This is a genomic window from Bradyrhizobium sp. 521_C7_N1_3 (assembly GCF_052075975.1).
In the GTDB taxonomy this organism is placed as follows: Bacteria; Pseudomonadota; Alphaproteobacteria; order Rhizobiales; family Xanthobacteraceae; genus Bradyrhizobium; species Bradyrhizobium japonicum.
On sequence record NZ_CP197232.1, the window covers coordinates 7,580,112 to 7,599,430 of the forward strand.

Below are 19,319 nucleotides of genomic sequence, written 5' to 3' on the forward strand. Positions count from 1 at the left end.
CTATGACGCGGCCTTCAGCTTCGGCTGCGCGCCGGGCTTCGGCTTGCCGATCTTCGCCAACGCTTCGACGCGTACGAGCTTCAGGCCTTCCTTGGCGTCGTAGCCATGGATCTCCTTCACATCGAGCTTGCGCATGAAGTCGATGGTCTCCTGGGTGATCACCTGACCCGGCACCATGATCGGGAAGCCCGGCGGATAGGGAATCACGAAGCTGGCGGAGACGAGATCGGGGCCGGCCTTCAGGCGGCGATCGATCTCGGGATCGGCGAGCCTGATATATTCGCATCCCGCCGCGTCGTAGGCCGCGTAGAATCCGCTGCGGATATCACCTTCATTGGTCTTGGCGCCGGCATCGCCTCGGAAGCTCTGGTGGAAGTGCGAGAAGTTCGGCAGATCAGGCACGTCAGTCATCAGGCTCTTCACCCGTGCCTCGAAGGTCTTCTTCGCATTGGCACCGCCTCGGGCAAGGCCGCGATCAACCTCGCCCGCGATCTCGGCTAAAACCCTGACAAGATGCGCCACGTCGCTGCGGGTGTTGTTGATGTTGGACTGCAGCAGCACCGAATTGCGAGAGGTCTTGTTGACCTGGATGTTGTAATCGTTCGCCAGGATGCCCTTGAACTGGGTGCCGTCGAAACCCGCGGTGCCGCACACCAGTGTCATGCGGGTCGGATCGAGACAGAACTCATCCTCGTCCAGGCTCTTCAGAGCGCTCGCCCAGTTCGCGCCGGCAGCCAGATAATCGGTGAAGCCGCTCTGGCGATATTGCGCCGGCACCATGGCGTCGGCGCCGAGGATGCGGAAATATTTCGAGAGCAGCGGATTGGTGTTGACGGCGTGACGGATGGCCAGCGCGATCTCGATCGCATTGGCCACCAGACCATACCCTTCCAGCTCCATCTGGCGCCGCGAGACGTCGAGGCTCGCGATCAACTGCTGGTTCGGACTCGTGGAGGCATGGGTAAAGACGGCCTCCTTGAACTGCTGCTCGACCGTGTGGAATTCGACGTCCTTGACCGAGAGCATCGAGCCCTGACGGATCGCCGACATCGACTTGTGGGTCGAATTGGTCTGATAGACGCGCAAGCGGATCTGGCGCGGATCGGGGATCAGCCGGGTCTTGAGCAGCACCTCGTTCGACGGATTCTTGCCGAGCGTGGCTTGTTGGGCTTCGTAAGCTGCGACCGATCTCGGATCGCGCATCCAAGCCTCGATCTCGTTGGCGGCGCCCATCGCGGTGCGCCGCCGCAGGAACGGCGAGAAGCGCGCAAAGCCGAACCAGGCCTCGTCCCACAGGAAGATCAGGTCGGGCTTGATGGCGAGGCATTCCTCCATCACCCGGCGGGTGTTGTAGATGTGGCCGTCGAAGGTGCAGTTGGTCAGGTCCAGCAGCTTGACGCGATCGAGCCGGCCATCGGCCTTGGCGTTCAGCAAGGCCTGCTTGATGGTCTTCAGTGGCACGGCGCCGTACATCGAATATTCCGTCATCGGGAAGGCTTCGACATAGAGCGGCTGCGCGCCGGCCAGCACCATGCCGTAATGATGCGACTTGTGACAATTGCGGTCGACGATCGCGATGTCACCCGGCGCGAGCAGCGCCTGCACCGCCATCTTGTTCGAGGTCGAGGTGCCGTTGGTGACGAAGAAGACGCGATCGGCGCCAAGCGCGCGTGCTGCCTTGTCCTGCGCCTTCTTGATGTTGCCGGTCGGCTCCAGCAGGCTGTCCAGGCCGCCGGTGGTCGCGCTGCTTTCGGCCAGGAACAGGTTCAGGCCGTAGAACTCGCCCATATCGCGGATCCAGTCCGACTTGAAGACGGATTTGCCGCGCGCGATCGGTAGCGCATGGAACGTCCCGATCGGACGCTGCGCATATTTCTTCAGATTGTCGAAGAACGGCGTGTCGTAGCGATCCTGCACCCCCTCAAGGATCGAGAGATGCAGCTCGAGCAGCTCCTCGACCGAATAGAAGATTCGGCGGACGACATCGGCCTCGGGATTTCCAGCCATCGCCTCAACGTCGCGATTGGACATCAGATAGAGGTCGAGCTCGGGACGGACCCGCTTGATGACGTGGGCAAGCCGCAGCGCCGAGGCATCGGACTCGTCGTTCAATCCGGCCGACGAAGTCATCGTACGGAGCACCGGCGCGTCATGGCGTGAGCGCAGCGCAAAGCCCTCGTTGATGACGACGGCTGCGAGATTGGGGTTCAGGATCGCCGCGCAAAACGCATCTTCGAGGCTGCCGACGATAACCGGCTCATAGACGAATGGATCGACCGGCCGCCGCAGCTTGCGCCATTCGTTGGCGAGCGCGGGCCAATTGCCGGATGAGAGGCCGGTGACGATCAGCGTCTCGAAATAGGGACGGCGCGCACCATGCTGCCCGGACATTTGCGGCACCAGATCGGGGGTGTCACCGTTGCCCTCGTCATTTGCGCTCCCGTCGCCGGCATGTTGGCGAAACGACCTCGTCGTCAAGGCCTGCGTCATCCGCGTCGCAAGGGCGAGTGAGCCCGCCGCATCGCCGGCCGCGGCCGCGTCCCGCAGGGCTGCCATGAGGTGAAGGCCGGGATAGCCGTGAAATTCCTCCGTTATGGAGAGAGCGGCCAGCGCAGCATCATATTTCGCGCGATCCCCGCCACGCACCCACGCCTTTGCGGCCTCCACCAGATCGCGCCAGCTGTCCGCCCGTCCGCCGGGCCCGGAGAAGAACTGATCGATGCGCTTTTGCGCGGGCTTGGCTTCTTTAGACATGCGGTTCTCCCGATCCCATAGGCAAGGGTGATGCGGAATCGTGAGTGCGAGGCCGGTCGCTCCATTGATCCAAGTCAACGGTCGCACGCATTCTGATCGGGCGGACGGGCAGGACGATGCCCTCTGCAGCGCAATACCGGGTGTCAGACCGTTCGTTGCGCGGTGTTGGCTGAATCGTCGCCCAGGACGCTGTCGAGCGACCGCAGCCACTGGCCGCTGTCGGTTTTCTCCGCCATCCCTTCGGCGCGCAGCAGGTCGCGCAGCTGCGCATGCGCGCCGACGATGCAAAAGATGACTTCGCGGGAGGCCAGTTCGTCGTAGAGCTCGTGCAGCATGCGCGCGCCGGCCAGATCGATGTAGGGCGACGCCGAAAGATCGCAGGCCACCAGCCGGATGCCTGGCGACCTCCGGAGCGCGATCAGGACCGTCTCCAGGATCGTCTCGGCGTTGATGTAGAGCAGCGATGCTTCGGGGCGGAATGCGATGATTCCGGCCAGCGGCTCGACGCCCTCGTGCCTGGCACTGTCGGAATAGCGGCCGCTGCCGGGCAATCGGCCAAGGAACGCGACATTCGGCCGCGAGGCGCGCGCCAGCAGCAGGAAAATCGACGCAATCGCTGCCAGCAGGACGCCCTGGAGAATGCCGAGCAGCAGCACCGATACCAAGGCAATCGCCGCCGCGTAGAAGTCGATCCGGCTGACCCGCCACATTCGCAGCAGCGCACGCACGTCCACGAGCTTATAGACCGCGGCAAAGACGATGGCTGCGAGCACTGCCTTGGGCAGGTTGGTCAAGAGACCGGTAAAGAACAGAAGGCAAAGCCCCAACATCACGGAGCAAATCACCAGCGCCAGCGGCGTCCGTGCGCCGGCGCTGTCGTTGACGGCCGATTGCGACAGGCCGCCTGCGACCGGATAGCCATGGCCAAAGGCGACCGCGAGGTTCGCGGCGCCAAGACCCAGAAACTCCTGCCGCACGTCGAGCGGGTAGCCGTGCCTGGCGGCAAAGCTGCGGGCGGCCGAGACGCCTTCGATATAGGCCAGCAGCACGCAACCGGCGGCAAGCGGAAACATATCGTCGAATTCCAGCAGGCCGAAGGTCGGCATCGCCAGAGCCGGCAACCCCTCAGGTATCTTCCCGGTGACGGGCACACCGAGGGCCGGAAGGCCGAACAGCGTCGCCACCACGATCGCAAGCGCCACGATCGTGATGCCGACCGGTTTGCCCGGCAGGAACCGCTCGCCAAGCAGGAGCAGCAGCAGCGCAACTGCGCCGATCCCCAGCACGAGGACATCGATATGCCCAAGTTGCCCTGCCAGCTTGATCGCGCGGTCGAAAAAGTTGTGGCCGCCGCCGGCGACCCCGAACAGACTCGGCAACTGGCTCATGATGATGGTGAGCCCGGCACCAGCCTTGAAGCCAACCAGAATGCTGTCGCTGACAAGGCGGACGAGCACGCTGAGCTTGAACAGCCACGCGATGAGGCACAGCACCGCCACCGCGAAGGCCGCCAGACTTGCGATCTGCGCGTAGCGCACCGCATCCCCGCCAGCCAACGCGCCGACGGTGCCGGCGATCATCAGCGAGATCGCCGAGGTCGGGCCGATCGCGAGCTGGCGCGACGACCCGAGCAGAGCGTAGCCGATGCCGCCGAGCATGTAGCCGTAGACACCGACCTGCGGCTCGAGACCGGCGAGCGCCGCATAAGCCAGCGAGACCGGGATGGCGTAAGCGGCGAGCGTCACACCGGCGACGGCGTCGAAGGGCAACCATTCGCGCCGGTAGCCGGCAAGCCAGGAGACCGGCGGAAAGAACCGGATCCATCCGCGTTCGGACGACGCGCTCACCGCACCAACTCGTGATGCGGCACCTCGCATCGCAGCAGCACGATCACGGGAACGCCGAGCGCGAGATCCGGGACGCCTTTGGTGGCAAAGGCGCGGCGCGCCGCATCGGCTACGACATCCAGAGTGCTCATGCTGACAATGCGGGCCGTCGCAGGTTCTGCATGCGCGCATAGGCGGCGCCCTGCCGCCGGCAAGGCTTGATCTGGATCAAGCAATCTCCCTTCCCCGCAAATCAAATCGACCAAAGCGCCGGGGGAATTGCGACCATGGAAACCGTCAGGTGGATCATCTCCACCGCTCCGGAAATCTTCCTGCTGCTGGCCATTGCGATCGGCACCCTCCTCGGCCGCATCAGGATTCGGGGCTTCTCGATCGGAACGACCGCCTGTGTGCTGATCGTCGCCGTCCTGCTCCGCATGAACCCGGTCGTGACCTGCGGCGCGCTCGCCGGCGCCATGACGGTCGACGCCGCCGTGACAGGCGCGTGCGACGTCGCCGAGAGCAAGACGCCAGTGCTCGGTGTCGCCGTGCCCTACGCGGTCGGCAACGTGTTGCTGACGGTGCTGGGCCCGATCGTCGTTGCCGCTACGCATACGGGCTGAGGGAGATCGCGATGCGCTCGCTTCTGGCTGTAACGCTTCGATCCCTGGCGACCACCCTGCTCGTTCTGGCCTCGCTCTCCACCCCAATGCGGGCTGAGGACGAGATCCGAATCCAGGAGGAGATCTGGGCCTTGCCGCTGCCGTTGCCGATGTTCGCCTATCTGGTGCGCCCGGTCGGCGACGGCCCTTTCCCTCTGGTGATCATGAACCACGGCGTCTCTCTCAATCCGACCGACCGGAGCTTCTTCCCGCTGGTGGAATTCCGCGACGCTGCAAAGTGGTTCGCCAAGCGCGGCTATCTCGTGGTCGCACCGGTCGGCAGCGGTTATGGCGCCGCCGCCATCGACATTCCCGAGCGCGCGCTCTATGGGCCATTCTTTTCCAAGGTCGGAAAGTGCACGAACCCCAACTTCCATGATGCGGGCCTCGCAGTCGCCAAGGTCGATCTCTGGATCATCGACTACATGGCCGCCGAGAAACGCATCATTCCAAAGGACGTGATCGTGGTCGGCCAGTCCGCCGGAGGCTGGGCTTCCATCGCCTTGTCCAGCGTGAACCCACCACAGGTGAAGGCCATCATCACCTTCGCCGCCGGCCGCGGCGGGCGGGTCGGCGGCAAGCCGAACAACAATTGCGCACCCGACAAGCTGGTCGAGGCGACCGCGGATTTCGGCAGCACGTCGCGGGTGCCGATGCTGTGGATCTATATCGAGAACGACACGTTTTTCGGTCCCGATCTGTCGAAGCGCATGCACGCAGCATTCACGGCGGCCGGCGGCCGCGCCGAATATCATCTGATGCCGCCCTTCGGCAACGAGGGCCATTTCTTCATCGGCTCGCCGGACGCGATCCCGCTGTGGTCGCCGCTGGTGGCGAAGTTCCTCGACGCGCAGAAATAGAGTTCAGGCTCGGAGGCACATCATGCCAAGTCCCCGCAATTGTCTCGCTGGCCTGCTGGTCGTCGCGGTCGCCGGAAGCGCGACATGTGCCGGCATCGCCGCGCCGAAATCCGCGCAGGCCGACAAACCCGCCGAGGTCGCGACGCGCGGCCAGCGCGAGGCAAAGGACATCGTCTACGGAGACTGGCAGAAGCTCTGCTTCAAGGCAGGCGGTGCGCCGACGCTGTGCCGGACGTCAATCACCGGCAAGTTTCCAACTGGCCAGACGGCAATACGCGTGGACCTGATCGAGCGCGAAGGCACTCCCTCGGCACGGCTGCAACTCTTCGTCCCCGTCGGCATGTACCTGCAACAGCCGGCGAAGCTGACCGTCGACCAGGGCAGCCCCCTCCGCATCCCCTACAACTGGTGCCTGACCAACGCCTGCATTGCGGCCGACGTCGCGCCTCCCGCGATCATCAAGGAGATGGAGTCAGGGAAGACACTTGCCCTCGAGGTCGTCGATTCAAACCTTCTGGCATTGACGACCTCGGTGCCGCTGGCGCAGTTCGCGTCCGTCCACAAGGGCGCGCCGGCCAGGACGCTGGAGCAATATGTCGATGAATGAGCGGCCGTGCCGCGTTACGCAGCCGACGCGCGCGCCACCGACTCGATCAGGGACTGCGCGGTGAACGGCTTGACCAGATAGGCAATGCATCCGGACGCGACTGCGGCGGCGCGGTTCGCCGAGCTGTCGTTTCCGGTGATGTAGATCACCGGCGCAGTGACGCCCTCCTCTGCCAGTTGCCGGCGCAGGTCGATGCCGGACCGTCCGTTCAGGTCGATATCGAGGACGATGCAGATCGCCTTGTCGAAGCTGCCGTGATGGAGCAAGGCTCCAGCGGAGTCGAAGAGCGTCGCGGCAAAGCCATGCTCGCGGAGCAGCCTGTTCAAGCTGGTCCGGACGGACGGATCGTCATCGACGATAAAAACAGAGCCACGCTCTGACAAGGAAGTGCCCCTTCGAGCCGAACGACTGATTGCGGCGGCTCTGGCCATATTGAATTCGCCTGGTTGCCACTTGCGTGTCGGGCAAACCGTCGCCCTGCATGGCACCGCACCAACGAATTTCATATTGTCTCTTGGGGAAGTCACACCGCGGGAACTGTCCGTGACGACAAATCAGCTAATCGTCGCTCGTATCGAGCATTCCAAGCCGTTCCGCGATCGAAACGAGCTCCGCCAGCGAATGAACCTGCATCTTCTCCATCACCTGGTGACGGTGTGCCTTCACGGTGCGCTCGGTCGTTCCAAGCTCATGCGCGATCTGCTTGTTGATCCTGCCGCGGACGATGAGATCGAACACCTGACGCTCGCGATGCGTCAACGAGGCGACGTGAATGCGGAAAGTCTCGAGCCTTCCGCGATGCGCCTGCGCGGCGTGCTGGCGCGCCATCGCGCGCTCGATCGCAGCGATCAACTGCTCGGAGGATACCGGCTTGGTCAGGAAATCCTCCGCGCCGGCCTTGATGGCCTGCACCGTGGTTGGCGTGTCGGCGTGTCCGGTCAGGAATATGATTGGCAGCGTCGAGCCCGACGCGACCAATCGGGTCTGCAAGTCGGGGCCGCTCAGCCCCGGTATCCACACGTCGAGCAGGATGCATCCCGGCTGCGCGTCGTCAGGCGCCGCATCCAACAAATCCTGCGCCGACGCGTAGGTCGCAACGTCGTAACCGGCGAGCTTCAGCCGGCGCGCGATTGCCGTCCGGAAGGAATCGTCGTCATCCACCACGTGAACTAGGCCGGGCACTCGTCACCTCTTGCTGAATTCGTCAACCACCACCGGCAACTTCTCAATCCGCGCAACAACCTCCCAACAGGCCTCAACGCTGTCCCTTGGTACAATGAACCTTGGGACAATGGATGAGAATGCCGCCTTAGTCGTAAATCAACTTCGGCGGGAATGGGACGGCGCGGCGCATTCCCAGCGGCGAGACTTTTCGTCCGACGGACCAATTCGGCGATGAGCTGAGGAGTTGGCCTATGTTCGTTCGCATCACAGCGGATTCGACGCCGCGTCCCAACTCCCTTCGTGACCTCGGCATGACCAGCGATTCAAATGCGCTCGTCAGTTTAAGCCAATTTACCTATAAAAAGGGCAGCGAAATCTACGGGGAGAGAGAGCCCGCCGATTATGTCTATCAGGTGACATCTGGTGCGGTGCGAAGCTACAAGCTGCTGTCGGACGGCCGCAGGCAGATTGGCGCCTTTCACCTCGCCGGCGACATTTTTGGCCTGGAGAACGGCAACGAGCACCGCTTCACCACGGAAGCGATCGTCGACACCACGGTGCGCCTGGTCAGACGGCAAAGCCTCGAAATGGTGGCCGAAAGCGATGCGATGGTCGCCAGAAACCTCCTCAGCATGACCACCAACAACCTCCAGCATGCGGAGGACCACATGCTGCTGCTGGGCCGCAAGACCTCGCTGGAGCGGGTCGCGGCGTTCCTGCTCGAGATGGACGGGCGGTTGACGGCGTCCGGCGTCATGGCGCTGCCGATGTCGCGGCGCGATATCGCCGATTACCTCGGCCTGACTCTGGAGACCGTATCCCGCGCGCTGTCGCGGCTCCATGAGCTCGGGGCCCTCGGCTTCGTCGGCAATACCCAGCGTCAGATCGTGCTGCTGGATCGGCACCAGCTTGCAAGCCTCGACCTGCAGCCTTGAGCGGGCCGACACCGCCGAATGGCACAAACTGCACATCACACCGGTACCGTCCGATGCTAGCCTCTTCCGATGTGGAACGAGACCGCATTTCGGATCGCAGTCGTTTTGTTCGGGACGCTGCCGGTGGCGTTCACGGCCATGATCCTTTTCCTGGGGTGAGCTCGGCTCTCGCCGAAGCCTCCATCGGTATCAGGATCATTTGAGACCGGACGCCTGGGTTACGCCGAGGTGCTCGAGAGTCTTGCGCAAGACCTCGAACAGGATGGCGGCCGACCAGCCGAACAGCAGGACACCATTCATGGCCGTCAACGGGCCGATGAGGCGCCATTCGCGCACGGGCGTGATATCGCCGTAGCCGAGCGTGGTGTAGTTGACGAAGGCGAAATAGAGCGCATCACTGCCCGGTGCGGCGGCCTGAACGACTTCATACATCAGAGCCCACACCAGAACCTCCAGCGTATGCGCGACCTGCAACACCACGGCTGTCGCGACCATGACACCCATCAGGTGCACTCTTGATCTCCTGGTTTGTCGCAAGCCCGCGCCGCGGGCGATCCCGACGGCGACGATGGTCACCAGCGCATGGATGCCGATATTGATCACGCTGACCAGCGTACCGACGAGGAATTGAAGAAGCATCGTGCGCCGCCAATCCTTTTCAGCTTTCCTGGAAGCTGCCTCAACGTGGCGACGGCCCGTTCAGCAAGAGCGCCAATGTGTGCCGCGCGATGGTCAATTCGTCGTCGGAGGGGAGCACGTAGAGAGGGATGCGACTATCGCGGCGCGAGATCAGCCTTGCGTTATGGGCGTTGGCCTTCGCATCCAGTATAGCACCGAGCCAGCCCAGCCTTTCGGCAATGCGCGCGCGGATCGTGGTCGAGCCTTGGCCGATCGCGCCGGTGAAAACAAAGGCGTCAAGCCCCTCCAGCGCGGCCGCAAGCAGGCCGGCGTTGAGGCCGGCGCAGTAGGCGAGGTGCTCGACGGCCTGTTCTGCTCGCAGAAAACGAGCCGCTGCACCGTCGTCACGCGGACTGGTGAGCAGAAATGCGTCGCCGGGATCGATTTCGCCTGCGGAATAGTCCGACGGCGATGCGCCAAGAGCATAGAATCCATTCGTGCTTTCGACGCTGCGGCCTTCCTTCAGCGCACACATCGAGCTGGTGTCGCCGAGGCACGCAACGATCACGCGGCGCGCGGCAATCTCGGGGGCCTCGAGCGTCAAAGCTCGAGCGATCGACTCGTAGCAAAGACCGTGAGCCCCGTAACGCCTTGCGTCACCTGCGTAGAGTTGATGCGCAATAGGATAGCTGCCGTTCTTCACCACCGTGCCGAGATGGAACGCAGTATCGAAGCAGGCGACTTGCGGTAGCGCCGGATGATTGGCCTGCATGATACGGATTGGCGCAAGATTGTACGGTTGAAGCAGCGGCGCGAGTGCAATCAGCCGTTCCAGACGCGCCATCACGGCGTCATCGATCAGGGCCGGCCGGGCGTCATCCGGTCCTCCCTGCGCGACGCGATGTCCCACGGCCAACGGTTGGATTCCCAATTCGTCCCGCAGCCAGCTATCGACCACCGCGCATGCCGCCGGAATGTCGTCGACGTCGTCGTTCTGATAGGTGCGGTGCGCCAGCGGATCGCCGTTCGCTCCGCTCGCCCTGAGGCGCGGATGGCTGCCGAGCCCGTCAAGCCGTCCCTTGATTTGCCGTTCCAGCCTCCCCTCGCCTCGCACGGAGAAGAGCTGGAAGTTCACCCCTCCTGCATTCGCATCGATGGCAAGGATCGCATCCATGGCGGTCAGTCGACAGCCGTCATCGCCGGGGACGTTTGCCCGAATGCGCAATCCCGCTGCAACGTTCGATGGGCCATCGACATGCCTGAGGTCAGATCTGCCTACGCCCAATCAAGGCCATCGGGAGTCGAGAGGATTGACTTAGGTCAAAGGTGATGCGTGCGGAGATTCAGGTCGCTTCCGGCCCTTTCGGCGCAGCGGCGCGGTCGTTCCGGATCCAGGCCGCCGCGAGTTCCCAGGCGACCGACAGGATGATCGGCCCGATGAAGAGGCCGATGATTCCGTGCGCGAGCGTTCCACCGATCACCCCGATCAGGATCACGATCGTCGGCGTGGTCAGGCCGCGCCCCATGACGATGGGTTTCAGGATGTTGTCGAGGAGGCCGACGGCGCCGAGGAAGATGGTCAGGAGCACCGCCGTGGTCACGTCCTTGTCCATCCAGATCCAGACGACCACCGGGAAGAGAACGAGGAAGGGGCCGATCTGCACGATCGACAGCAACAGGACGAGGAATGCCAGCAGGCCGGCACTCGGGGTGCCTGCGAGCTTGAAGCCGATGCCGGCCAGTAGCGACTGCACGATTGCGACACCGATGATGCCCTGCGACACCGCGCGGATGGTCGCGCCGGCGAGCTCCAGAAAATGCTCGCTCTGCTCCGGTACGACCCGGAACAGGAAGCCGCGCACCGCGTCGACGAGCTGCGGACCGTAGGGAAAGAGGAAGCCGGCGACGAATACCGACAGCAGGAACTGGAGCGTGCCGACACCGGCATCACCGGCCAACGACAGCATCAGCCCGGCAAGCGGTTTCAGATACGGCATCACCTCGCTCAGCACCGCGCGAATATTGCTGTTGGCCTGGGTCCAGAGATCGTAGAGCTGGGTGCCGATCAGCGGCCAGCTCTTGATCTGTTCGGGCGCCTCCGTAAGCCTGAGATCGCCGCTGCTGATCTGGCCCGCGAGATCCCTGATCCCGTCGACTGCGCTCATGCCGAGCCAGGCCGCGGGACCAATGACGATGCCCAGCGTAACCAGCGTAAGAATGAAAGCGGCGGTGCGCGGGCGGCCCCCGAGGCGCTTGGCGAGCCAGCCGAAGACTGGATAGAACGCCACCGCGAGCACCGCACTCCAGGCCAGGATTGGCACGAAGGGGCGGATGATGAGGAAAGTCCACACGATCAGCAGCGCCAGCAATCCGAGCCGGATCACGAGCTGGATGACTCCGTCGATAGACCGATGCTGGCGAAGCGTGTTCAAGGCCTGTGTCCGGGCAGCGTTCCTGCTGGAAGCCTAGCGGCCCCTATTCCGCGGCGGGCTTGATACAGATCAACGGCGCGCCAAATGCTCGCGTCAATACACGCTAGTCTACGACGAGCACGTCATCGACCTGTGTCATCGGATCTGCGCGCTGCAACGCTCGGACGAGACAGGCTTTGCTCTGCCGCCTGAAATCTAACAGCCCTAGGCCCCGCTGCGGAGCCCCTCAGCGGAACGGGCTCGTCTTCCATCTATTGCCTGGGATTGAGGGCATCATTCAGGCCGTCCCCCATCAGGTTGAAGCCGATGACGAGCGCAATGATCGCGAGCCCCGGCCAGAAGGCCATCCATGGCGCCTCGCCGAGAAATTGCCTGGCAACGTCAAGCATGGCGCCCCATGAGGGGGCCGGAGGAAGCTGGCCAAGCCCCAGAAAGGCCAGGCTCGCCTCGGCGAGAACTGCAATCGCCATGGTCAGCGTCGCCTGCACGATCGTCGGCGCAAGCACGTTCGGCAGCACCTGTCCGGTCAGGATGGCGAGATGGCCGAGGCCTTGGGACCGGGCCGCCGCGATGTAATCCTCGGTGCAGACAACCAGCGTCTCGCCACGCGCAACACGAACGAACACCGGCACGGCGGAAATGCCGATGGCAATCATCGCATTTTGCAGGCTGGGGCCCAGGAACGCGGCTAGCGCAATCGCCAGCACCAGAAAAGGGCAAGCGAGCAGCGCATCGGCGAGGCGCGAGATCACCATGTCGGTGAGGCCGCCGAAATAGCCGGCCATGAGACCAAACGGGAGGCCGATCAGCACGGCGACCGTCACGGAGACCATGCCGGCGGCAAGCGAGGCTTGCGTGCCGAAGATCACGCGCGAGAGCACGTCCCGACCGAGATCGTCGGTGCCGAACCAGTGTGCCGCACTGGGTGCCGCGCGAATCGCCATCCAGTCCGGCGAGTTTGGATCGTAGGGCGCAATCCAAGAGGCAAACACCGCCAGCACCACGAAGAACAGGATGATCGTGGCCCCGATGACGGCGGATGGTTCGCGCAACAGGCGACGAATTTCCGAGGGAGCGGCGGCGCGTGCCTGACTTGCGACCGGCACCGTCTCAATCGAGCTCATGACCTGAGCCTCGGATTGAGCAGCACATAGGCCACGTCGGCAATCAGGCTCATCAGGAGGAATACGGCTGCTGTGCAGAGCACGACCGCCTGAACCACGGCATAATCGCGGCTGAACACGCCGTCGACGACCATCTTGCCGAACCCCGGGATGGAAAAGACCTGCTCCGTCAACACCGCGCCGGCCAGCAGTTCGCCAAATTGCAGTGTCCCCAGCGTGACGACGGGAATCAGCGCGTTCGGCAGCGCATGACGCAGCACGATGGTGCTTTCGCGGACGCCCTTCGCGCGGGCGGTGCGCACATAGTCCTGCTTCATCGCCTCGATCATCGCGCCGCGGACATGACGCATCATGATCGCAGCAGTGCCCGTGCCGAGCACCAAGGCGGGCATCAGCATCGAAAGCAGGTTGCCTCCCACGCTTTCGGACGGCGGAACGAAACCTCCGGCCGGAAGCCAGCCGAGATTCACCGAGAACAGAAGGATCAGCATGATCCCCAGCCAGAAATGCGGGATCGACAGTCCGGCAAGCCCGAACAGACTGGCACCGTAGTCGAAAGGCGTCCCGCGCCCCAGCGCCGCGAAGATCCCGATCGGCAACCCGACGAGCAGCGCGACCAGCATCGACAGCATCGCGAGCTCAACGGTCACCGGCAATTTTTCCGCCAGCATGGTGCCGATCGGCAATCGGGTGCGTACCGAAGTGCCGAAGTCACCGTGCACCAGGGCTTTCAGCCAGACGGCGTATTGCACCGGGATCGGATCATTGAAGCGATACTTCTGCCGAAGATATTCAACGACTTCGGGATTACGCTCTTCTCCGGCGAGCGCCAGCGCAGGATCGCCGGGCAGCAGTTTCTGCAGACCGAACACCATCATCGACACCAACAACAGGGTCGGCAGCAGGACGGCAAGCCGGCGCAGAAGCAAGCTCTTCATCGGGGCAGACTGGTCCTCACCAGGGCGAGCGCATCGGCGGGCGCGAGTTGCGCATCAATTTACAGGCTTGACACCGACCAGACGCAACAGACCGTCCGGCACCATGACGATACCGCCGACCGATTTGCGGGCCGCAAAGAACCAGTTCGGGTGATGGAGGGGAATCGACGAGAGCGCCGTCAGGTAAATGTCCGTCGCTTTGGCGTAGAGTGCCTTGCGCTTGGCTTCGTCAGCCTCGCCGCGGGCCTGGTTCAGGATCGCATCGAGATCCTTGTTGCAGTACTTGTTGACGTTCTGGGAGCCCGCGCAACTGAAAAAGGCGACCAGCGTCGGGTCCGGGTCAGCGCGGCCGCTCCAGTTGCCGATATAGGCTTCGAAATTGCCGTTCATGTAGCGCTCGATGGCAGTGGTCGTTTCCATGGGCAGCAGCTTGACGTCGAAACCGGCCTCGCCCGCCATCGACTGTATGATCTGTGCGACCCGGGAATCGCCGGCCGTATTCTCGTACTGGATCTCGACCGGCACGCGAGTCATTCCGGCAGCGGCAATCATTGCCTTTGCCTTGGCAACATCGCGAGCCGGCGCCTTGCGCGCGCTATCGTAGAACGGAGATGACGGCGGGATCATCTGGTTATCCGCCAGGAACTCGCCGTTGAAGGCGACGCGGTTGATGACATTGCGATCGATCGCCAGCTCAAAGGCCTGACGCAGCGTCGAGTTCTTGCCGAGTGGCGTATCGGCCTTCGCGCCGGCGCCGACATTGAACATCAGATGCGAGACGGCAAGTCCCTGGCCGGAATGCAGGGCGAGGTTGGGATCGTCGCGCACGGTCTTGAGATCGGTCGGCGCGATACGCTCCGCGAGATCGAGATCGCCCGCCCGGACACGCGACAGCCGCACGGTCGAGTCGGGAACGTAGTAGTAGACGACCTCGTCATAGCCGACCCGTGCAGCGTCCCAGTAGCCGGGATATTTCTTGACGCGAATGAGGTCGCGCGACTTGCGCTCGGCAAATTGATACGGACCGGCACAGACCGGCGCGGCTGCAAATTCCCCGGCCTTCTCCGTGGCGGCCTTGGGCGAGACCATCATGCCGGCACGATCGCTGAGATTGGCAAGCAGCGGCACGAACGGCTCCGACAGGTTGAACTTCACCTTGTCCGCGGCAAGCGCTTCGACGCTCGCGACCGGCGCCAGCTCGGCCTTGCGCTTGGAATCCGGCATCGTCTTCATGCGCTCGATATTGAACTTAACCGCCGCTGCATCGAACGCAGTGCCATCGTGGAACGTGACGTTCTTGCGCAGCGTGAACGTGATCGACTTGCCGTCCGCGGACCACTCCCATGCCTCAGCCAGCTGCGGCACGATCTTGAGGTCAGGGGAGATATCGACAAGCTTGTCGCACAGCGCCGCAAACACGAAGCGGCCGGAGTATGTGCCGCTGAGGGCCGGGTCGAGCGCATCGGGATCGTCCTGAATGCCGACCCGCAATGTCGCGGCACTCGCCGAGACCAGACCCGATGCGATCATCAGAATCGCCGCCAACGCCGTGCCCGTCCGCTTCATACGGAATTCCTTTCGTCGCACGCCTATCCCAAGGCTTCCAAGGCTCTGCTTTTGAGAGTCAAGACAAGCATGACTGAACCTATTTGTAAACGTCTCGAACAAATCATCTCGCGACAAGGAACTAAATTACAATACGACGCTCTCTAAAGCGAAAAATCCTCGCACTGCACCCCTTGACGACAGATCATGCAAGGTATTAGTTCGGTATATTGACTAATTGGATTGAGGCCCATGCCAGACGCCCCCTCATCGCCCGTCGCGCGACAGCAATCCGTGCGCCTTGTGGTTGAGCGCCTGCTGCGCGATCGCTCGGTATCGCGCGCCGAAATCGCCCGCAGCACGGGCCTGTCCAAGCAGACCATCTCCGAAGTGATGCGTGATCTCGAACGCGACGGCTGGGTCCATGAGGACGGTCAAATTCAGGGCAGCGTGGGGAGAAGCGCCGTCACCTACGCGCTCCGGCCGGACGCCGCCTTCGTGTTGGGTATCGACCTTGGCGGCACGAAACTGCATGTCGCACTTGCCGATCTGCACGGTGAGATCGCCGCCGAGAGCATCGAACCGACATCCGGCGACGGCGGCGCTGCCGTGGTCGCACAGATCGATCGCATGAAGGATGCCCTGCTTCAGCGTGCGTCCGTATCGGCGCAACGTTTGCGCGGCGGCGTGATGGGAAGTCCGGGGATGGTCGACCCAGCGTCGGGCAGCATCGTCATCGCGCCCAATATCCCCGGACTGGATAGCCTGGACGTGAGGGCCGCGCTGCGCGAACGGCTCGGAATCGACGTCGCCATCGAAAATGACGTCAATCTCGCCGCAATCGGGGAGCATTGGCGCGGCAACAGCCGCAAGGCGCGCAGTTTCGCCTTCATCGCAGTCGGCACCGGCATTGGCATGGGCATCTTTTCGAACGGCTATCTCGTGCGCGGCGCACGCGGGGCGGCCGGCGAGATAGCCTACCTGCCGCTTGGGGGCGATCCCTACGATGCGCGCGGCCTTCGGTTCGGCACCCTGGAAACCGCGATCGGCAGCGCCGGCATTGTCGAACGCTATATCGCGCTCGGCGGCGCACCCGGCAGTACCGTGCGCGATGTCTTCGATCGGCTCGCGGTCGAGGAGACGGCACGAGTTACGATCGACGAGGTCGGCCGGATCCTGACGACCGCGATCCTGGCGGTGCACAGCATCCTCGATTCGGAAATCATCATCATGGGCGGCAGCATCGGCGCGCGGCCCGAGTTGAAGGTCCGGATCGATGAACACCTGGGACGCTGCATGCGCGAGCCTGTTCGTATCGAGCTCAGCGCGCTCGGCAATCGCGCTACGCTGATCGGCGCGATCGGCAGCGCGATCGACCTCGTGCATCGCTCGCTGTTTGGCATCGGCAAGGATGCGGGCCCGCTGGCTCTTCCTTTCACGGCAGCAGATGTCGCAGCATGAAGGAGCAGGCGCCGAGAATCGAGGTTGTCGGCAATGCCGCCGCCGTCGCGGAACGCGCAGCTACGCTCGTCATTGCGCGGCTGCACGATCGACGGCCGATGACCCTCGGTCTTGCGACCGGAGCGACAATGGCGCCGCTCTATGCCCGCCTTGTCGCCGCGACCCGCGCCGGCGTCATCTCATTCCGAACGGTGTCGAGCTTCAATCTCGATGAATATGTGGGCGTCGCCCCCCAATCGCCCGGAAGCTTCCATGCCTATATGCAGCAGCATTTCTTTGGGCATGTGGATATGGAAGCCGGTCGGGCAGAAATCCCCGATGGCACGGCCGACGACGTCGCCGCCGAGGCCGCGCGCTATGAGGCGCAGATTGCGGCGGCCGGGGGCATCGACCTCCTGCTCCTCGGCATCGGCGCCAACGGCCATATCGGCTTCAATGAGCCAGGTTCGGATTTCGCTTCGCGTACCCGCGAGGTCAGACTCGATGAAGCCACCCGCATCGCGAATGCCATCAATTTTCCTGATCCGGCGTCGGTTCCCGAACGTGCGATCACAATGGGCATAGCAACGATCCTGGAGGCTCGGAGCATCCTCCTTATCGCCAGGGGGCCGGAGAAAGCAGCCGCAGTCGCAGCCGCGATCGAGGGTCCGATCACAGCAGCTTGTCCTGCCTCGGCACTCCGCCTGCACGGCAACGTCGATATCCTTTGCGATGAAGCGGCTGCCGCAGCCCTCGCCACGCAGCCCCACAACAACAATCGGAGAAGGGCATGAGCTGGGGACAGCGCGATTTCATGGTGCCGGGGCGCTCGCTGGCGGTGGGCGACCAGGGCATGGCCGCGACCTCTCATCCAGCTGTCACGCTCGCTGCGGTCGAGATCCTGCGCAATGGCGGCAATGCAGTCGATGCCGCCATTGCCGCGATCGCCCTCCAGGGTGTCATTGATCCGCATATGACCGGCATCGGCGGCGACTGTTTTGCAATCTATGCTCCCGCCTCCGGCAAACCCGTCGCTGTCAACGGCTCGGGCCGAGCGCCGGCGAAGGCCGAGCTCGGCTGGTTTCGGCAACGCGGGTTGGCGTCGATCCCGGACGATTCACCCCATGCAGTCACAGTTCCGGGGGCGGTCGATGCCTGGTGCCGCCTCTCTGGCGACTATGGTTCAAAAGGCCTGGACGAGGTTCTGGCGCCGGCGATCCGCGCAGCCGAGACCGGCTTTGTGGTGACGCCCCGCGCCGCGCTGGATTGGGCACGCTATGCCGATCGCATCGAACGACATCAGGCTGGCGTACCGGTCTATCTGCCCGGTGGCGCTGCGCCCGCCGTCGGCAGCAAGCTCAATCATCGCGCACTCGGCGCGACGCTGCGCCGGATTGCACGTGAGGGACGCGCTGCGTTTTACGAAGGCGCCGTCGCCGAGGAAATCGTCTCGACATTGAAGGCGCTGGGCGGAGTGATGCAGCTTGACGATTTCGCAAGTGCCCGATCGGAGTACGTCGAGCCGATCAGCGCCGACTACCGCGATCATCAAATCCTGCAATGTCCGCCTAATGGACAGGGCGTCGCGGCGCTGCTGATCGCCCGCATCCTTGCCGGCTTCGACATGGCCAATCCGGCGCTCGGCGAGGCGGATCGCATTCACCTCCTCGCCGAGGCAACCAAGGCCGCCTATCGGCAGCGTGACGCGCTGGTCGCCGATCCGGCATTCCGTCCGCTCGATGTCGACTCGCTCCTCTCGGAGGCGTCAGTCGCGGCATTGCGCTCCTCCATCAACCTGAAGCGTGCCAGCGCATCAGCGGATTTTGATATGCCTGTTCATCGTGACACGGCTTACGTTGCGGTCGCCGACCGCGACGGCAACATGGTATCTTTTATCAATTCGCTCTTCTTCGCGTTCGGCAGCGGCATCTACGCCCCTCGCGCTGGCGTGCTATTGCAGAACCGAGGTTCGGGATTCTCCCTCTTGGAAGGACATCCCAATGCGATTGCGCCGCGAAAGCGTCCCTTTCACACCATCATTCCGGGTCTGCTGGCGAAGCACGGCAAGCCGATCATGGCCTTCGGCGTGATGGGTGGACAATACCAGGCGGCGGGACATATGCAGATCCTGAGCGGCGTGCTCGATCGTGGACTCGACATTCAGCAGTCCTCGGATGCGCCGCGCAGCTTTGCGTTTGATGGCACGCTGAGCCTCGAACCCACGATTCCCGGCTCCGTCGCCGACGAATTGATTGCGCGCGGTCATCGCGTGATCTGGGCGGACGAACCGCTCGGAGGTTGTCAGGCCGTGCACATCGATCCTTCCAGGGGTGTCATTCTCGGCGCGTCGGACCATCGCAAGGACGGCATTGCACTGGCGGCGTGACCAGGATGAGAAAGAATTGATGTCGGAT

Annotated in this window: 17 protein-coding genes and 1 pseudogene; 7 read left to right on the top strand and 11 right to left on the bottom strand. The window is 63.5% G+C overall.

Annotated features, from left to right (window positions below):
* From AB7008_RS35760 to AB7008_RS35770, 3 genes are all read right to left on the bottom strand, one after another.
* A complete protein-coding gene (locus tag AB7008_RS35760; RefSeq protein WP_441260310.1) occupies positions 1–2,754 on the bottom strand; it encodes a decarboxylase in 2,754 nt (917 codons plus the stop codon).
* Between the two features lie 143 nt (positions 2,755–2,897).
* The gene (locus AB7008_RS35765) at positions 2,898–4,601 is read right to left on the bottom strand and encodes a SulP family inorganic anion transporter (RefSeq protein ID WP_441260311.1); all 1,704 of its coding nucleotides are present in this window, start codon (positions 4,599–4,601) and stop codon (positions 2,898–2,900) included.
* On the bottom strand, positions 4,598–4,732 hold the full coding sequence (locus tag AB7008_RS35770) for a hypothetical protein (protein ID WP_441260312.1): 135 nt from the start codon (positions 4,730–4,732) through the stop codon (positions 4,598–4,600). Before AB7008_RS35770 ends, AB7008_RS35765 begins: the two co-directional genes overlap by 4 nt.
* A 255-nt stretch (positions 4,733–4,987) precedes the next feature.
* On the opposite strand from AB7008_RS35770, the pseudogene AB7008_RS35775 reads away from it, so the two are divergent.
* From AB7008_RS35775 to AB7008_RS35785, 3 genes and pseudogenes are all read left to right on the top strand, one after another.
* Positions 4,988–5,203: pseudogene (locus tag AB7008_RS35775) on the top strand (transporter); the annotation flags it as partial.
* Between the two features lie 11 nt (positions 5,204–5,214).
* Positions 5,215–6,102 (top strand): alpha/beta hydrolase family protein, encoded by an 888-nt coding sequence (locus tag AB7008_RS35780; RefSeq protein WP_441260313.1) that lies wholly within the window; start codon positions 5,215–5,217, stop codon positions 6,100–6,102.
* A 22-nt stretch (positions 6,103–6,124) separates the two neighbouring features.
* Positions 6,125–6,709: an invasion associated locus B family protein gene (locus AB7008_RS35785; protein ID WP_441260314.1), complete on the top strand. Its 585-nt coding sequence runs from the start codon at positions 6,125–6,127 to the stop codon at positions 6,707–6,709.
* Positions 6,710–6,723: 14 nt separating this feature from the next.
* On the opposite strand, the gene AB7008_RS35790 is transcribed toward AB7008_RS35785, so the two are convergent.
* Complete coding sequence (locus tag AB7008_RS35790) at positions 6,724–7,140, bottom strand: response regulator transcription factor (protein WP_441260315.1); 417 nt, start codon at positions 7,138–7,140, stop codon at positions 6,724–6,726.
* Positions 7,141–7,267: 127 nt separating this feature from the next.
* Entirely contained in the window at positions 7,268–7,891 is a 624-nt protein-coding gene (locus AB7008_RS35795; protein ID WP_248879116.1) for a response regulator transcription factor, read from the bottom strand.
* 233 nt (positions 7,892–8,124) lie between these two features.
* Here AB7008_RS35795 and AB7008_RS35800 point away from each other — a divergent pair, with 233 nt between their 5' ends.
* Entirely contained in the window at positions 8,125–8,808 is a 684-nt protein-coding gene (locus tag AB7008_RS35800; RefSeq protein WP_248879118.1) for a helix-turn-helix domain-containing protein, read from the top strand.
* Between the two features lie 195 nt (positions 8,809–9,003).
* Here the strand turns inward: AB7008_RS35800 and AB7008_RS35805 are convergent, their stop codons facing one another.
* From AB7008_RS35805 to AB7008_RS35830, 6 genes are all read right to left on the bottom strand, one after another.
* A complete protein-coding gene (locus AB7008_RS35805) occupies positions 9,004–9,447 on the bottom strand; it encodes a potassium channel family protein (protein ID WP_441260316.1) in 444 nt (147 codons plus the stop codon).
* Between the two features lie 40 nt (positions 9,448–9,487).
* Entirely contained in the window at positions 9,488–10,600 is a 1,113-nt protein-coding gene (locus tag AB7008_RS35810) for an acetate kinase (protein WP_304490838.1), read from the bottom strand.
* 169 nt (positions 10,601–10,769) lie between these two features.
* Positions 10,770–11,858, bottom strand: a complete 1,089-nt coding sequence (locus AB7008_RS35815; RefSeq protein ID WP_304490839.1) for an AI-2E family transporter — start codon at positions 11,856–11,858, stop codon at positions 10,770–10,772.
* A gap of 251 nt (positions 11,859–12,109) precedes the next feature.
* Positions 12,110–12,982: an ABC transporter permease gene (locus AB7008_RS35820; RefSeq protein WP_304490840.1), complete on the bottom strand. Its 873-nt coding sequence runs from the start codon at positions 12,980–12,982 to the stop codon at positions 12,110–12,112.
* Positions 12,979–13,920 carry an ABC transporter permease gene (locus tag AB7008_RS35825; protein WP_028156810.1) on the bottom strand — a complete coding sequence of 314 codons (942 nt, stop codon included), beginning with the start codon at positions 13,918–13,920 and terminating at the stop codon, positions 12,979–12,981. The genes AB7008_RS35820 and AB7008_RS35825 overlap by 4 nt, the downstream gene beginning before the upstream one ends.
* A gap of 54 nt (positions 13,921–13,974) precedes the next feature.
* Positions 13,975–15,486: an ABC transporter substrate-binding protein gene (locus AB7008_RS35830; RefSeq protein ID WP_304490841.1), complete on the bottom strand. Its 1,512-nt coding sequence runs from the start codon at positions 15,484–15,486 to the stop codon at positions 13,975–13,977.
* Between the two features lie 231 nt (positions 15,487–15,717).
* Here AB7008_RS35830 and AB7008_RS35835 point away from each other — a divergent pair, with 231 nt between their 5' ends.
* Genes AB7008_RS35835 through ggt form a run of 3 tightly spaced genes read left to right on the top strand, consistent with a single transcriptional unit; the run spans position 15,718 to position 19,291 of the window.
* Positions 15,718–16,926, top strand: a complete 1,209-nt coding sequence (locus AB7008_RS35835) for an ROK family transcriptional regulator (RefSeq protein WP_304490842.1) — start codon at positions 15,718–15,720, stop codon at positions 16,924–16,926.
* A complete protein-coding gene (gene nagB / locus AB7008_RS35840; protein ID WP_304490843.1) occupies positions 16,923–17,699 on the top strand; it encodes a glucosamine-6-phosphate deaminase in 777 nt (258 codons plus the stop codon). The genes AB7008_RS35835 and nagB overlap by 4 nt, the downstream gene beginning before the upstream one ends.
* A complete protein-coding gene (gene ggt, locus AB7008_RS35845; protein ID WP_304490844.1) occupies positions 17,696–19,291 on the top strand; it encodes a gamma-glutamyltransferase in 1,596 nt (531 codons plus the stop codon). Before nagB ends, ggt begins: the two co-directional genes overlap by 4 nt.
* Positions 19,292–19,319 lie beyond the last annotated feature (28 nt).